Below are 15,918 nucleotides of genomic sequence, written 5' to 3' on the forward strand. Positions count from 1 at the left end.
TTTAATAGTTCAAGATCTGTTTACAACTCTGCATTTTTGCGTATTTCTTCGTGCGTAGAAATACGTATTTGAGGGTATAGACTTACCTGAAAATTCATCTGCCTGTTCATTTGCATCAGGGATAATCAAACAGGGTAGTGGTTGGTAAGTGATCACTTATGTTTTTGTATTGTTTAAGTAATGAGGGTAAATGATTAGTAACCAGCAGACCGTTTTGAATGGTTTGGTTTCCGTTTTGCACGGCACCAAGTGTATTCCGGGCAGTACCGATCAGATTATCTACCTGCTGTACAATATTCAGTTGCGGAACTAAATGATACAATGCGGTATCATATGCTTCACTCAGGTAGTTTAAAGGAGCCGGAAAGTTGTTATTTACTCCTCTCCTTATGGTGCTGTAAATTGCGGCCGGAGGGGCATTCTGAAACATCGGGTTGGGTATTTGGGTTGTATAGTTTAAATTGACTAAAGCACCAAATCCCCAAGTTCTTGTGGCTCTCCTTACCCCATTAACAATAATTTGTCTTTTAGACTTCGAACAGGTACTGCAGTTAAAATCACCGGCAATAATTACCGTTTCATTCTGCTGAATCACTTCCGGAATTCCGGCAAGTGCATCAGCATATCTGAGTTGTGCATCATACACATGATCCATTCCGCCCTTGTTATCTCCTTTTTGCGGCCCGTGTACGCCAATTATATTTATGGGTGTGTTGGGTGCTGTAACCGTGGTAAACCTTGCCCAGAATGGTGTACGCGGTAAAAGAAATGCGTTTTGATTGTTTCGCAGCACACCCGAACCAGTCATTGCAAGCACTCTGTTGTTGTATATTATACTCATGCATTCAGCACGATTAATATTCAGTAAGGGAGCTCCTAAATAATTATACTGGTTCCCCATATTCAAATTATTTATGGCTGCATTGAGTGCATTAATCAGTTGCTGTACCGATAACGGACCTTGCCCGGTTGCATTCTGACCCTTACCCTGATTTCCGCTTTTGGGTTCGATAATGATAATCACATCAGCAGGTACGCCCTGATTACCGTTATTCCAAACCGGACTTCCGGTGATGAAGTTTGTCATGTAGTGCAGCGTAGTATTTCCCAAACCACAGTTGCGTGTTACATTGGATAATCTCCGGTTAAGCACCCGCGTGCTCATTTTATCAATATTCCAGCTTATCAGTTTTAGTGTAGGCATGGTTTTACATATTTTGTATTAGTTGAAAACAGCAGATGCCTTTATCAGAATGTCATTGTTACCGGAAAGTGATCACTTACCAGATTATACACTCTTAAAAGCGTAGCCAGGTGGTTCGGATAAAGCATATCTAAATTGTTTATCTGCCGGTTTCCTTGCGCTACTTGCCCTACGGTATTTTGCGCATTGGCAATCAGGTTATTTACATTTTGTGCAACAATGGCCGGAGGTACTAAATGATAAAGTGCTGTATCAAACGCATCACTCATATAGTTAAGCGGAGCGGCGTAATCATTGTCCACCTTCTTTCTTACCGAACTGTAAATAGCCGTAGGCACCGGTTGCTGCCGCATCGGATTAGGAATTAAGGTGGTGTAGTTGAGATTTCGGAGGTCAGTAAAACCATAGTTGTTTACCCGGCGCCGTTTTCCATTGTTAACTTCCTGAACAATTCTTTTCGAACTGGTACTGCAATTGTAATCACCCATAATTATTACACTTTCGGCCTGCTGAATGATTTCCGGCACAGTTGCCAGATAATCGGCATATTGCAGCGGACTGTCATATACGTCTTCTCCATTTTTGGTTGGGGCATGTATGCCTAAAATATTAATGGGAGTATGGGGAGGTGCTACCGTTGTGAAGCGCGTAAGAAAAGGTGTACGCGGATTCAGCCAGTGCAAATTGTTGTCCCTGACTGAGCGGGCAGCTGTATTATTAAGTGTAACCGTATTATAGATTACACCCACCGTTTCGCCCCGTGAAATGTTTTGCTGCGCAATGCTGGCATAATTATACTGCCCCTGAATATTTCTTGCAATCATTGCATTATTCATTGCGTTTAATAAACGCTGTTGCGTGCGCACGGCAGAGCCCGTGGCTGCCCGGCCTTTGCCCTGGCGGTTACTTATCATTTCGATAATGATAAATACATCAGCAGGTACTCCGTTAACACCGTTGTTCCATACTGATGAACCGGTTACAAAATTTACGATGTAGTCGAGCACAGTATTGCCCAAACCGCAATTCCTGACTACACTGGTAAGTCGTTTATTCACTTTTCCGCTGCCAATTTTTTGGATGTTCCAGCATATTACTTTCATGCAAAGGAAATTTTTGAAGGATGTGATAACAATTGCAACTGCGACGTGCGAAATATATTCAGGCGTAAAGAAAGGATGGCGTGATCTGTTGATAACCCGCCTTATTCCCGTATTTCTACGCATAAAAAAAGAGGCCGTCGGTAATGACAGCCTCTTTGCGGAACTACGTAAAGCAGGTATTTACAACCGTCTGTGTTTAATTTCATCCACCACCGCAGGGTCGAGCAGGGTAGAGGTATCGCCGATGTTTTCGAGCTCGCCTTCGGCAATTTTGCGCAGGATGCGGCGCATAATTTTTCCGCTTCGTGTTTTGGGCAGCCCGCTTACAAACTGAATTTTATCGGGTTTGGCAATGGCGCCGATTACACGGGTAACGGTTTGCAGAATATCTTGCCGGGTGAGGCTTTCGTCGGCTTCGTGGTTGCCGGTGTACACCACAAAGGCGTAAATGCCCTGCCCTTTTATATCGTGCGGGAAGCCTACAACGGCACTTTCTACCACACCGGCGTGCATGTTTATGGCATTTTCTACTTCGGCTGTGCCAATGCGGTGGCCGCTTACATTCAGCACATCGTCAACACGGCCTGTGATGCGGTACATGCCGTTTTCATCGCGCAGGGCACCGTCGCCGGTAAAGTAAAGGTTGGGATAGGTGGCAAAATAATTGGTGCGGCAGCGTTCATGATCGCCCCAGGTGGTGCGTATAATGGAGGGCCAGGGCTGGCGGATGCAGAGGTTGCCGCTCACGTTGTTGCCTTCAATAATGTTTCCGTGTTCGTCAACCAGCACCGGATCCACGCCGGGCAGGGGCAATGTGGCAAACGCGGCTTTGGCGGGCGTTACACCGGCCAGATTGGAAATGAGTACACCGCCCGTTTCGGTTTGCCACCACGTATCTACAATAGGACATTTCTCTTTGCCGATGTGTTTGAAATACCATTGCCAGGCTTCTTCGTTTATGGGTTCGCCCACCGTGCCCAGCACCCGCAGCGAACTCAGGTTTCGGCCCTCAATGGGTGCTGTGCCAAACCCCATCAGACTGCGAATGGCCGTAGGCGCGGTATAAAGCACATTCACGTTGTACTTCTCCACAATTTCCCAGAAACGGCCTGCATCGGGCCAGGTGGGCACCCCTTCAAACATGAGCGAAGTGGCCCCCGCACTCAGCGGCCCATATACAATGTAGCTGTGTCCGGTAATCCAGCCAATATCGGCCGTACAAAAATGTACATCGCCGGGCTTGTACTGAAACACATTTATAAACGTGTAGTTGGTATAAATCATATACCCGGCACAGCTATGCACCACACCTTTCGGTTTGCCTGTAGAGCCGCTGGTGTAGAGAATAAAAAGCGGGTCTTCGCTGTTCATTTCTTCGGCTTCAAACTCATGCAGGCCCAGCGTTTCCACTTTTCGTATTTCATCCTCCCACCACACATCGCGGCCTTTAATCATACTCACCGGTGTGCGTGTGCGGGTAAACACAATTACTTTCTTTACAAAGCTGCAGCCCACCAGTGCATCGTCAATTACACTTTTGAGCGGAATGTCTTTCGCTCCGCGGTAGGCACCATCGCAGGTAATAATATACTCGGCCTGTGCGTCAATCAAACGGTCGGCAATGCTTTGTGCACTGAAACCGCCGAAAATTACCGAATGTATTGCTCCCACTCGCGCGCAGGCCAGCACGGCCACAGCCAGCTCCGGAATCATGCCCATGTATATGCACACCCGGTCGCCCTTTTTCACGCCGTTGTTGCGCAGCACGTGTGCAAACTGGCATACTTTATCATGCAGTTGTTTATAGGTAAGCACACGGTGTGCTTCTTCGGGATTGTTCGGTTCCCAGATAATGGCGGGCTGGTTGCCTCTTTCGGTAAGATGCCGGTCGATGCAGTTTTCGGTGATGTTTAATTTACCGCCCAAAAACCAGCGCACATGCGGCTCGGCAAAATTCCAGTCGAGGGCAATGTCCCATTTCTTTCGCCATTGAAATTCAGACGCAATTTCGGCCCAGAATGCGGCAGGGTTTTCAGTGCTTTTTTTCCAGGCAGCATCGTATTCTGCCTGTGTGCGTATCTGGTAAGGGTAGTTCATTGTGAGCAGTATTGTTACGAAGCATACTTCGGATAAAAATATTCAAAATATATGATTAGCTTGTGACTGTAAATAAAAAACGGAAAGTAGTGCTATTCACGGCCGTATTTATTTTCTTTACTGCCTGCACAAAAACTACCACACAAGCTGTATGGGTACACAAGCCACATCGCAAAATCTCCGGCAGGTTATTACAGCCTCGTCTTTGGGCACGTTAATCGAGTGGTACGATTTTTACATTTTCGGCAGCCTGGCCGTGCTCATGGGCAAACACCTTTTCCCCACCGGGGCAGGCGCTTCGGCATTGATAAACACGCTGGCTATTTTTGCCGCCGGATTTATCGTGCGTCCGTTCGGTGCATTGGTGTTTGGCCGCCTGGGCGATCTGGTGGGGCGCAAATACACCTTTCTGCTTACGCTTGTGCTTATGGGCGGCTCTACGTTTGCCATTGGCATTATTCCCGGCTACGAAACCATTGGCTATGCGGCTCCCGTTCTTGTACTGATCATGCGTTTAATTCAGGGGCTGGCATTAGGCGGCGAATACGGTGGTGCGGCTACATACGTAAGTGAGCATGCTCCGGCACACCGGCGTGGTTTTTTTACAAGCTGGATTCAAACTACGGCCACACTCGGCTTGTTTCTTTCGCTGGGCGTAATTCTGCTCACTAAAAGTTTGCTGGGCGACGAAGCTTTTTCAGATTGGGGATGGCGGGTGCCGTTTCTGGTTTCCGTGCTGCTTGTGCTGGTATCCATATACATCCGCATGAAAATGAGCGAGTCGCCGGCGTTTACCAAACTCAAACAGGAAGGTAAAGTTTCTGCCAGTCCGCTCAAAGACAGTTTTTCAAAACGGAGCAATTTCAAAATGGTTTTGCTCGCCTTGTTTGGTGCGGTAATGGGGCAGGGAGTGGTGTGGTACACCGGACAGTTTTATGCACAAACATTTATTGAAACAGTGTGTAAAGTAAATTTCGAGCAAACCCGTACCATTTTGTTGTGGGCCATTTTATGTGCCACACCTTTTTTTATTGTGTTTGGTAGTTTGAGTGATAAGATCGGGCGGAAATGGATCATGATGGGCGGAATGTTTCTGGCTGTAATTTCATATCGCCCCATTTATTCTTTTTTCCTGAATGCCACCGGCGAAAATGCACTTACAGAAATTGTTTCGCCACCCACAGTTACACGCACTGCCTCATTTAACAAGGCCACCGGCGATTCGGTAATAACGGTTACCACACACACGATATACGCCAGCGGTATTGAAGTAAAGCAGGTGAGTAAGGAATTTGTGGCTGTTACATCTTCACATACTCCGCAAAAGCCCGAAATATTGATCTCCAAAACATTACCTGCAGGTACTTACGCACTGTTTATATTGCTCGTATTTGTACAAATTATTTTTGTCACCATGGTGTATGGTCCCATTGCCGCATTTCTGGTTGAACTCTTTCCGGTACAAATTCGTTATTCGTCCATGTCGCTGCCGTATCATATTGGTAACGGTGTGTTTGGCGGGTTGGTGCCATTTCTGAGTACGCTCATTGTATCGTTTACCAAAACACCCGAAAACCCCAACGGATCGCCACTTGCCGGCTTGTGGTACCCGATTGGGGTGGCCGCACTTTGCTTGCTTATCGGAATTGTTTTTCTCGACAATAAAAAACGCAACCACAGCCTCTAACGCAATCCGAAAAACTGAACGCATGAACACCGTTAAAAAACTTATCGGAGCAATTTTACTGCTGCTGGCTCCTGCATTGGTCTGGCTTATGACCGGGCAGGCAATGGATAAAATAAGCAAGGCGGCAGAAGGCACAGACCGCACCAATGTTTCGCTTCAGTGGGGCATTATCCTTTTCATTTTCATTCCCGTTTCAATCGGAATGATGATTTTTGGCTGGTATGCGTTGAAAGGGGAATATAACGAAGAAGTTGAACACTGAGGTGGCTGTTTACCGCACCAGTTCATCCATCAACCGTTGCAGCATAGCTTCAGTATCATTGCAAAAGCCCGGATGCGGCCTTGAGGTTTGTATGGCCGAACTCCTTACAGCGGTAAGCCAGCGGAAACGTGAAGCGGCATCTTCCTGTGCAATGGGGCCGCCGCTTTTCTGGCCGGTGGCCGTTGCGGCAATGGCGTTCAGATAGGCTTCAATTTCATGCACATCAGCATCAGGCGCGAGGCAACGAAGTTTTGCCGCATTAATGTGCCAGCTTACTTTCACACAACGCTGCTGCTTGCAAAGCAGAATAATGCCCACGTTCATGAACTCTTCACGTTCTACGCGCGGCACGTAGCGGATTACCGCGTATTCATACAACAGCTTTTCTTGCATCGTTTGCAGCGTTAATGAATACGTGTGCGTGTTCGAAACGGGTAAGCAGAAAATCAGCATACACGTTTCTGATTTCGGCGGGCGTTAATTCGCTGCCTTCCCACTCAAGCCAGTTGTCGGGAATGTGTTGCGGCAGCTGTTGCAGAAACGCGGGTGTAAGCAGCTGTTTTATCTCTTCGTCAGCCGCTTCAAGTGCCGAAGCCTGCGGCAGCAGCACATGGTCTTTGATCAGCGTAAATGCACTGCGGGCATGATTTTCCCAATTGCTCCAGCTGTGATGAAAGTACAGCGCCGCGCCGTGGTCGATGAGCCAGAGCTGTTTCTGCCACATCAGCATATTGGTATTGCGGAACGTGCGGTCGATATTGGTCAGAAATGCATCAAGCCACACAATTTTTGATGCCGTGTGTGCATCAATTTTCGTCACGGCCGGATCAAACGTTACTGCGCCCGAAAGAAAGTGCAGCGCCAGATTAGTGCCGTGGCTGTTGCGTAAAAGCTCCTGTATCTCCTCGTCGGCCTCGGTGCGCCCGAATGCTTCGTCGAGTTCGGCAAACACCAGCTCCGGCACACGAAGCCCGGCAGCACGTGCTATTTCGCCGCCAAGCAGCTCGGCTATCAGGGCCTTTGTGCCATGCCCCGCACCACGAAATTTCAGCACATACGTAAAGCCGTCGTCTGCCGCTGCCACTGCCGGCAATGAGCCGCCTTCGCGGAGCGGTGTAATGTAGCGGTTTACGTGAACGGTACGGATTGCGTGCCCCATGGCACTAAAAGTACACAACATTAATCAATGTTGAATTGTGCCCTGCCGCGTGTATTTTCAACGTAGTAAACCGCACATAGCAATACACCGGAAACATATGCGGTACATACCTTCGGGCAGGGCATGTGATTCACTTACGCACTCTCATTCAAACGCCCGATATTGCTGTCGAGTAAGGCCTTCAGCTCTTTTTCTGAAGGCATATAAAGCCGGTATTTGCTTGCAAACAGGTTTTCATTTTCGGCCAGTACCGAATATTTTACCACGGTTTCGTCTTTCTCCGTGCATAGTATGATGCCGATGGTTGGATTGTCATCATCGCCCTTTTTCAGGTCGTTATACATCCGCACATACATATCCATTTGCCCGATGGCTGCATGATTGAGCTTATCCATTTTCAAATCTACCAGTACAAAACATTTCAGGTAATAATTGTAAAACACCAGATCAATGTAAAAATCGCTGGTGTCGGTTACTATGTGCTGTTGCCGGGCTACAAAGGCAAATCCCTTTCCAAGCTCCATCATGAATTGCTGCAAATGACTGATTAATGCAGTTTCAAGATTCAGTTCGCTTAAAGCGGGTGTTTGGCTCAAACCCAGAAACTCAAATATGTACGGATCTTTTACAATACCCGCCGGCATGGCGGTTGCATCATCGGCCGTACTGATATACCGCGCCATGTAATTGGTTTGGATATTGCGCTGCAGCGTTCGGGTGTCCCAACTGTTGTCTGCAGCATGTGTCATATACAGCTGTCTTACTTTCGGGTCGTCTATCCGGCTTAACGTGCGATAATGCGTCCAGCTCAATTCATGACGCATCGCGTCACAATTTGGGAATGCCAGATAAAATTGCCTGATATTGCGCAAGTTAGACTCGTCAAATCCTTTTCCGAACTCAAGTGTAAGTTGTTTGCTGAGCTTATTTAATACCTGCTTCCCGTAGGCCGCCCGCGCTGCCCCCTTTAATTCATCTTCCACAATTAATTTCCCGATTTGCCAGTACAGTTTAAGTAACAGGGCATTGGTTTGCTGATACATACGGGCACGCGCAGTATGCACCAGTTCGCTGATCTGTTTGTAAAGTTGCTGGCCTTTAAGTTGCTTTTTCATGAGTAAATAAGATAGAGTGAATAAATAAACCGGCCGCGAACATATCACATAAAAAAACAACAGCCCGGAAATAAGTAATTATATCCGGGTGTTGTCAATTGTAAACGGTTAAACGGGTTTATGCCTGCCGCATTCAGGTATGGCCAGCATGAAATCCTGGTATCAAAATGCAAAGTGCTTATTGCGAGAGGTCGTCAATCTGATCAAATTTCAGATTGCTGTTGCCTTCTCCTTTTCCGGTAGTACGTTTCCGCCCCATCCAGATAAATGTTTCTCCGTTGTACCATCGCGTACGCTGATAGGTACGGGTAAGAATAGTGCCGGAATAGGGTACTTCTTCTTCATTTACGTAATAAGGCGAACTTACTTCGGTGAGTAAAACACCTTTGGCTTTCACCACATCGCGTGGCGGAGCTCCAAGTTTGGGCATGGATGCCCTTTGCAGATAAATGCCCTGATCTGATCCGTTTTTATGAACGGGTAAAAACGGAATCCAGTTTTCGGGAACGGAGGTGCCAAGCAAATAGCGCACGCCGGCTGTGGAGTCGGGAAGCGGTTCGGGTAAAATGCCTGTTTTATCAGCCGCTTCATCGCCGCTTATGCCTTTTCCGGTGGCATCGGGAATAATGTTTTCAATGGCCCACACCATGTTGGTCATTTCATCGCGCATGAAATTTACTTTTTCTACCGGCTCGCTTTCTAATGTTTGGCTCAGTGCGGCAGGCAGGAAAAACTGTTTGTTGTAATAGCCGGTATTTCCGCTATTGCTCAAATTAAACATGCTCCAACGTTCCCAGTTGTCTTCAGCCCCGTTGCCGGCAGCAGTGATCAGTGTCCGGTCTCCGAATACATCGGTAACCACAAGTCCTTTAATTTCACAAAGCCTGTTTACTTTCATCGGATAAGGAATCACACACCAGTCGTTGCCGTAAATAAGTCCGAGTTCGGCAAAAACGAGCATGAGCTGGTCGGTTGTGGTGGCATTGAGATTGCCGAAGTTCACCTGCCGGTCTTCAAATTCCCAGAAGCGCGGATTGGGCATACCCTTAAAGCTGGCCGCAGCAGGCAAAAACGAAAGCGTCTGATCTTTAAACTCCGGTTCCGGTTCGGGCGAAAGTGTAATACGCTCAGCGCCTGCCGCCAGATCAAACGAATACCAGTCGAGCAAACCTTCGCCGTAGCGTTTAGCTTCGAGCAGATATTGCCTCGAAGCCATGCGTGGCGCAGCCAGGTTGATATCATAACTCAGTTTTTGCGGATCCCAGGCATTGGGTGTGTTGCTGCCGGGCTGTGCATATTGCCGTGTAAACCACGCTGTAAGCTGAATTCCCAAAGTGGTAATCTCTGCTTCATCGGCTGCTGCTATTCCGGCTTTGGTAAGCAGTGTGCCATCGGCCACGGCGGCCAGCAACTTCTCGCCATCAATACCGCGCTTTTTAACAGCCTGATAAAAATTGCTTCCGTCGGTTTGCCCCCGGTAAGCCGCTTCATCGTTTTCCGGCAATGCAAAAGCCGTGCGGTATGCCGCTTCATAGGCTGCCCGCAAGGGAGCAGGATGCAAACGCAGAAAGTAGTGCCCCACCTGCACTTTCAGCGCCGTAGTAAACGGCACTTTTTCGCGTTCGGCAATTGTTTCGAGCGGCATCTCGTTGCTATAAATCTGCCCCTGCAGCCCTTTTATTGCAAAGCGGTCAATAGCTGTTTCATGCGTCAGCAGCCGCGCATCAATGGCCGATCCGGCATCTTCGGCTTCAAATTCGCCCATCTGCCACTGGCGCGTAAGCATCCACATGGCATCGCGCACCTCGGCACGCAGGCTGCGTGTAAAATCTTCGGTGCGGGCCCGTGGCTCCAAACGGTTGTAGGCAATAATCTGCGGCTCGCGGTATATGTAGCTGAGCAGTTCGGGCCGGGTACTGAAAATCTGATTGAGTTGTATGGGTTCCATCAGTTGCCGGGTTGTATGGTTGAAATTAATGCTGCATTGTTGTAGAACTGTGAAAACTCAGGCAGCATCAGCGCCATATCAAGCGAAATGGTGCTCTTGCCTGTGCTGAACTCTGAGAGTACGGCCGGAAGCAGTGTGCTTATTCCAGCACGGGTTTCCAGTTGATCAGGTTCTACCGCGCGGAGTTTGGCACGAGCCATCGTATCGAGCACCGATGAAACCAGATTATTCCATTTCCACTGTCCGTTCAGTTCGGGCGAAAGCGTGTAGAGCAGCGCCTGCGGAGGTGCACTGTCGGGCTGGTTGTAATGAAACGCAATGCCGGTTGTCTCTTCCTCGCGCGGCATCGATTCGGTCCATTCGTCAATCACAAGTCCGCACAACGTACCGGCCGGTGTGAAGTATTCGGTTTGTAACTGCATTACCGAAAGTGTGTCGTGTACAATACTTGTGCCTGCCGGAAATTCGCAGCCTAACCATGAGTCGTTTTCACGCCACGGAAGTTGCACCGGGCTCAGCGTGACGCCGCCGCTGCCGAGCGTTTCGTGCAGCGTAAATATCATTTGCAGTGTGTGCATCAACGGGCGTACCAATGCGGTGCCATGCAGCCATTCTTCGGCAGGCAGTGCAATTTGGCGTGTGCTGGTGGCATACGCCAGAAGCTGGCTGCGTGTGGCGTGCGCCTGCGCGGCTTCTTCCACATTGCGCAGTGTAAAGCGCGGCAGCAGGCAGTAATCGGCACCTAAAAACAGGCGGGCCATATCGGTATAGCCGGTAAGCTGCTGCTGAATGTTTGTCAGAGGATCGGCGGCAGTAGCTGCATACGCTTCAAATTTCTCTTTCAGCAATGCAAAGCGATTTAATACCGAATCGGTTTGTGCGGTAAGTTCGGCAAGCAGCGTATCACTGTAACCGTTGCTGCTCATCGGCCATGCGTGTACAAGTCCGGCGTCGGTAATAGCAGCAAGTGCATCACGCAGCGCATTAAGTGCCACGGCAGTTTCAAGATTCACAGCATTGGTGCGCGCGGCTTCCAGTTGACTGTGCAACGATTCAAGCACCGGAAGCATGGCCAGCACCCTCACACGAAGCTCATTCGTATCGCTCATGCCGGGATTGCCGGGCGCATCGCTTACTTCCTTCGATGCGGTGAGGTAATCTTTTGCCGTAGCCGGACGGGCTTTGGTAATAAGCTGGCGGATGTAATCGGCCAGCGGCATGATTTCGGCAAAACTTCGTACTGATAAATCGTTGCTTCCGCTTTGTGTAAAAGTGATTTCAGTAATGATGCTTTCGTCGAGATCTTTGCCGCGCAGAAAAGCAAACCGGATACGGCTTTCGAGTTCGGAGAAACTTGTGCTTTCGGCTTTGCTGCGAATGATATACACAAAATCAATCGCCTGCATATTCAGGTCGGCCAGTGTGATAATGCCGGTTATGGGTTGTGCGGCATCATCAATCAGTGTATTGCCATCTTTATCTATTGCCCGCACACTGCATCGTATCGTATCTGCATTTCCCAGCAACGATGCGGCCCAGTTATTGAGTCCGGGTTCAGTAGCCGCGCGAAGCGTGTAGGCAATGCCCGGCCAGGGATTGCCGCCGGGAAGCGGATCGGTATGCAGTATTACGCGATTGGTAAAACTCAGGTCGCTGCCGTGTGTGCTTTTAATTACGTCAATTTCAGGAGGCATACTTCCGCCCGAAACAGCCTGCACCACCGCCGCCGCCCGGTCGAAATTGCCCAACGCAAGCTGGTAGGCACTTTCCGAAAGCAGCAAATCATGCAACGCATCAAGTGAATTTTCGATGTTGTTTTTCTCTGCTTTCAATGCCGCAGTTTGTGCAGCACTCAGCGCCGGAAAATCACTTATTCCTTCCGGAAAGCTATCGGCGGTGTTCACTATTGATAGTCCGTTCACCACGGAGAAATCATCCGTTACTTCTTCCGGTTCGGCTATTCCCCTGCGCGGTACTTTGGTGCGCTTAATTGGGAATGCACTGCGTAATGCAGGTTTCAACTGGTTGAGAAAAACCGGATTCACTTCTTTGGTGCTCCAGTCGTGCATGCCCCGCTCAAACTGATAGCCGAGCAGTGCTTCAAGCGTTTGTCCGTTTCGTATTCCCTCAATCAGCATCATGGCTCTGCGCACACGTTCGCTGGAAAGATTTACCGAAAGTTTTTCGCGTTCGGCAGCGTTGGCGTGGGTAAGATAGCCGTTGCGCAGCAGTGTGGCGGCTGTGGCATGGTTCAGACTTGGCGCGTGTATGTAACCGCCACCGGCAGGCACCCGGTAGAGGTTGTTTTTGTTTTCCTGCATCTCCACCGGCAGCATACTCTCCGGAATTTTCACGCGCGAACTTCTGTCGGGCTTTACATTTTCCAGATAACCGTATGCGCCGATATATATTCCATTATCCGGGCGCTGGCTGCGCTGCTGCATTAAACGCATATCAAACAATCCGGTTTGCCACGCATCCAGACGGTAGGTTAGCAAATCAATATGTTCGGTGAGGGCGCGTTCGAGGCGGGCAGTGGGAAGGTTGCGCAGCACGCGCATGGCTTCTACCGTATCTGTAAAATTCCGCGCTATCTCAAACTGTATGCCTGTGGTAAACTGTGGCTGCTGCATAAATTGCAGGAGCGGAAGGGTTGACGTTTCGTTTTCAATAACCATACTTGCCGGCGCCCTGAATATTTCCCACGGCGAAAGATCGGGCGCGGTACTCATGTTGAGGAACGTACGCGAACGCAACAGTTCATCGGCACGTATGTTGTTGTTTGCCAGCAAACGGTTTATACTGAATTTCGCTTCGTGCAGCAGCGCATGATGCAACAACATAAACAAAAGCGTATCCGGCGCTTTGAGCCTTGCACCAAAATTGCGCGATTCAAGTTTATCGGTATCCCCCGCATTTTCAATCAGCCAGTCGATATAATTTACATTTCTCGCCTTGTCGTAAGGAACAATCAACTCCGTTTCCGAAAAAGGCGTGGAGTCGATGAGTTTTTTCGGATCAAGCCGTGTGTGATAGTGGCGGAAAATGAGTTGCAGCAGATGCGGAACTGGTTTGGTGGTGCCGTTGCTTCGTTCGCTTTCGTAACCCAGACTGCGAAGAAATGCGCGTGCGCTGCTTTGCTCAAACGCAGCCATAATTACATCAAACATATACTCTCCACCGAAACTAAACGCTTCAAGATTTTTCAGATAATCGAAACTATAGCCTACGCGTTGATGAAACTGAACGGAGCCCGGATGCAGCCCCAGCACACTCATCAGGTTTGCCCCCGGGTTGCCGGATTTACTGATGTGGGCCAGTTCGGGTAAAAACTGTTTCCAGTAGGCGGCCAGTTTTTTCAGTAAGAGGTGGGTCTGATTGGCAAAGACACTGTCGAAAGTAGGTTTAGGTGTACGCGGCCAGGTCCATTTCTCAAAATCACTGGTAAGCAGAATGCCGTAGGGTTGCCGGCCCACGCGCAATGCAGGCAAAGGGCCGCGACCGGTTACGTGGTTGCAGAACATTTCGCGCACATGGTCTTCCTGCGCATTGCTCAGTACTTCATTGAGCATGCTGTTCAGGTAATAGCCAATGGTTCCGGCATACAGCGCACGGTTCATCGCTAATGCTTCGGCGGTATCGGTTTGCCCGCTGCCCGATACATAGTGCAGGGTGCTGTGCGAAATACCCAGATAGTCGCAGAGCCGCTGCCCGTCGGTAATTTTGAGCGGATCGGTTTGTGCGGTGAAATTGGGTTCGCCGGTTTCGGTGAAATATCCCTTTTCCTCTAAAAAATCAACACTGTTAAAGCCTGATTCATCGCCGTCGGTGTTGTTGGTGGCGGCGCCCTGCTGCACCAGACTAAGTCCTTTTTTGGAGTAGTGATGATTGTTGAGCAGGTCTTCGAGCAGCTTAGGCGAATCAGTGTGATCGAAAGAATGTTTCAGACCAATTACAAGAAGCTGATCGAAGCCGGCGGTCACATCGGTTTGTGTAAGCGGAAGAATGAATCCGAGTCCTTGCTGCACGGCAGTTTCAAAATCAATCATCCACTTCATATCGTTGCCGTATTCCAGTCGGTTTTCGGCATTGCGCGAAATAGACGGATTTTCGTCGGTTGACATCGGCGAGGGTCCAAGCACAACCTGATCGTTGATCTGATTGCCGGTTTTTGAATGAATGAGTGCACCTGCGCGGAAGGTGGTCAGTACTAATCTATCCGGTAAAGTGCGGGTATGCGGAGCTTGTGTCCAGCTATCGGGTTTTACCAGTGTTTGTTCGGAAAATTCGAGTTCGGAGGTGGTGGCGGGAGCTGGTGTGGCGTTCCAGTTTTTGGGTTTTGTGCTTAACGCTACCCATGCACTTCGGTTGGAGCCAAAACGTTCGGCAAGCATGCGCCATGCTTCTTTTTTGGCGGTGTCGGATGCAGCATCAAACAGTGCTTTCCAGTAGGCTTGCCCGAATTCGTTTTCGCTGTCGGTAAGTGTTTTTTCATGCGTGTTTACTGCAATTTCATCAGGGAATACACGCACCCAGAGTTCGGCGGGGCGGAAACGTACTTCCACACGCAGCGGCAAGAGCAGAATGGGTAATGCGTCGTTCCATTCCTCGATCAGCTGCATGGGTGTTTTGTTCTGAAAAAGTGTGTTGAGCCATTGTGCAACGGCTTGTTCTTTTTCATGCAGCACGGATACTTTTTCTTTTACCTGCTGCTGTGAGGCGGCAAACTCATTGCGCTGATCGGGTTTGCGTGGTATTTCTGCGGTTTCACGTTCCAGTGTGCGCCGGATACTGTTTACCTCCTCCTGCAATTTTGTTTGCCGTGCAAGCAATTCATCGCGTTCATGCTGCAGTTGCTGCAGGTTTTGGCGGCATTCGTGCATGGCTGCTTCCAGCACAGGCAAACGCTGCCCGATTGCCTGAAACTGCGCTTCGAGTTTTTTCAAACTTTCGGTCAGCTTCCGGTGAAGTGTAGTGTCTGTTTCACTTTGCTGCAAACCGGCCTGTATTTCTTCCATCTTCTGCCTGAGCGCATCACGTTCTGCCGTAAGTTGTTTGATAAGAGTTTCCAACTTCGTGCAGTTTTCAATGGCATTGTTTGCACGGTTTACAGCATCGGCAGTTTCACGAAGTAGTTTTTCGGCTTCGCGCAAATTTTGCTGCAATTGTGCAATGCGCTGCTGCAACGCATTGTCTGAGGCAATTTCGCCGGCCAGTGCTTTGCGTTGGCTGCGTTCAAGCCGCAGCCTTTGTAACTGTGCGGCGTAAAGTGATGCGGCTGCTTCGTCGCGGTCAATGCGGGCTTTGCGCAGTGCGGCAAGTGTTTGAGTGTATTCGCTCATG

10 protein-coding genes are annotated in these 15,918 nt (G+C 49.2%); 2 read left to right on the forward strand and 8 right to left on the reverse strand.

All coding sequences use genetic code 11. The annotated features are described in order from the left end of the window. Nucleotides 1–115: 115 nt before the first annotated feature. The 3 genes from IM638_10565 to acs all read right to left on the reverse strand — a co-directional run bounded on the left by IM638_10565 (nt 116) and on the right by acs (nt 4,404). On the reverse strand, nt 116–1,204 hold the full coding sequence (locus tag IM638_10565) for a hypothetical protein (GenBank protein ID MCA6363470.1): 1,089 nt from the start codon (nt 1,202–1,204) through the stop codon (nt 116–118). 44 nt (nt 1,205–1,248) lie between these two features. Further along, nucleotides 1,249–2,307, reverse strand: coding sequence for a hypothetical protein (locus tag IM638_10570; protein MCA6363471.1), 1,059 nt, complete (start codon nt 2,305–2,307; stop codon nt 1,249–1,251). Between the two features lie 180 nt (nt 2,308–2,487). Next, nucleotides 2,488–4,404 carry an acetate--CoA ligase gene (acs, locus tag IM638_10575; GenBank protein MCA6363472.1) on the reverse strand — a complete coding sequence of 639 codons (1,917 nt, stop codon included), beginning with the start codon at nt 4,402–4,404 and terminating at the stop codon, nt 2,488–2,490. Between the two features lie 151 nt (nt 4,405–4,555). On the opposite strand from acs, the gene IM638_10580 reads away from it, so the two are divergent. Together IM638_10580 and IM638_10585 are read left to right on the forward strand one after the other, a co-directional pair. Next, nucleotides 4,556–6,091, forward strand: a complete 1,536-nt coding sequence (locus IM638_10580; GenBank protein ID MCA6363473.1) for an MHS family MFS transporter — start codon at nt 4,556–4,558, stop codon at nt 6,089–6,091. A 22-nt stretch (nt 6,092–6,113) separates the two neighbouring features. Further along, on the forward strand, nt 6,114–6,353 hold the full coding sequence (locus IM638_10585) for a hypothetical protein (GenBank protein MCA6363474.1): 240 nt from the start codon (nt 6,114–6,116) through the stop codon (nt 6,351–6,353). 9 nt (nt 6,354–6,362) lie between these two features. On the opposite strand, the gene IM638_10590 is transcribed toward IM638_10585, so the two are convergent. The 5 genes from IM638_10590 to IM638_10610 all read right to left on the reverse strand — a co-directional run bounded on the left by IM638_10590 (nt 6,363) and on the right by IM638_10610 (nt 15,917). Further along, on the reverse strand, nt 6,363–6,746 hold the full coding sequence (locus IM638_10590; GenBank protein MCA6363475.1) for a DUF3037 domain-containing protein: 384 nt from the start codon (nt 6,744–6,746) through the stop codon (nt 6,363–6,365). Further along, nucleotides 6,724–7,512 (reverse strand): aminotransferase class I and II, encoded by a 789-nt coding sequence (locus IM638_10595; GenBank protein MCA6363476.1) that lies wholly within the window; start codon nt 7,510–7,512, stop codon nt 6,724–6,726. The genes IM638_10590 and IM638_10595 overlap by 23 nt, the downstream gene beginning before the upstream one ends. A gap of 134 nt (nt 7,513–7,646) precedes the next feature. Next, the gene (locus tag IM638_10600) at nt 7,647–8,627 is read right to left on the reverse strand and encodes a DUF1016 family protein (protein MCA6363477.1); all 981 of its coding nucleotides are present in this window, start codon (nt 8,625–8,627) and stop codon (nt 7,647–7,649) included. A gap of 178 nt (nt 8,628–8,805) precedes the next feature. Continuing rightward, nucleotides 8,806–10,575 carry a hypothetical protein gene (locus IM638_10605; protein ID MCA6363478.1) on the reverse strand — a complete coding sequence of 590 codons (1,770 nt, stop codon included), beginning with the start codon at nt 10,573–10,575 and terminating at the stop codon, nt 8,806–8,808. Next, nucleotides 10,575–15,917: a hypothetical protein gene (locus tag IM638_10610; protein MCA6363479.1), complete on the reverse strand. Its 5,343-nt coding sequence runs from the start codon at nt 15,915–15,917 to the stop codon at nt 10,575–10,577. The genes IM638_10605 and IM638_10610 overlap by 1 nt, the downstream gene beginning before the upstream one ends. Nucleotide 15,918: the final 1 nt, after the last annotated feature.

The organism is Bacteroidota bacterium (assembly GCA_020402865.1).
Taxonomy (GTDB): domain Bacteria; phylum Bacteroidota; class Bacteroidia; order Palsa-965; family Palsa-965.

Bases quoted from the DNA above. Each gene is read 5' to 3' on its own strand.
- IM638_10580 (MCA6363473.1), top strand. From the start codon at position 4,556: ATGGGTACACAAGCCACATCGCAAAATCTCCGGCAGGTTATTACAGCC.
- IM638_10595 (MCA6363476.1), bottom strand. From the start codon at position 7,512: ATGGGGCACGCAATCCGTACCGTTCACGTAAACCGCTACATTACACCG.
- IM638_10570 (MCA6363471.1), bottom strand. From the start codon at position 2,307: ATGAAAGTAATATGCTGGAACATCCAAAAAATTGGCAGCGGAAAAGTG.
- IM638_10585 (MCA6363474.1), top strand. From the start codon at position 6,114: ATGAACACCGTTAAAAAACTTATCGGAGCAATTTTACTGCTGCTGGCT.
- IM638_10565 (MCA6363470.1), bottom strand. From the start codon at position 1,204: ATGCCTACACTAAAACTGATAAGCTGGAATATTGATAAAATGAGCACG.
- IM638_10590 (MCA6363475.1), bottom strand. From the start codon at position 6,746: ATGCAAGAAAAGCTGTTGTATGAATACGCGGTAATCCGCTACGTGCCG.
- acs (MCA6363472.1), bottom strand. From the start codon at position 4,404: ATGAACTACCCTTACCAGATACGCACACAGGCAGAATACGATGCTGCC.
- IM638_10605 (MCA6363478.1), bottom strand. From the start codon at position 10,575: ATGGAACCCATACAACTCAATCAGATTTTCAGTACCCGGCCCGAACTG.
- IM638_10610 (MCA6363479.1), bottom strand. From the start codon at position 15,917: ATGAGCGAATACACTCAAACACTTGCCGCACTGCGCAAAGCCCGCATT.
- IM638_10600 (MCA6363477.1), bottom strand. From the start codon at position 8,627: ATGAAAAAGCAACTTAAAGGCCAGCAACTTTACAAACAGATCAGCGAA.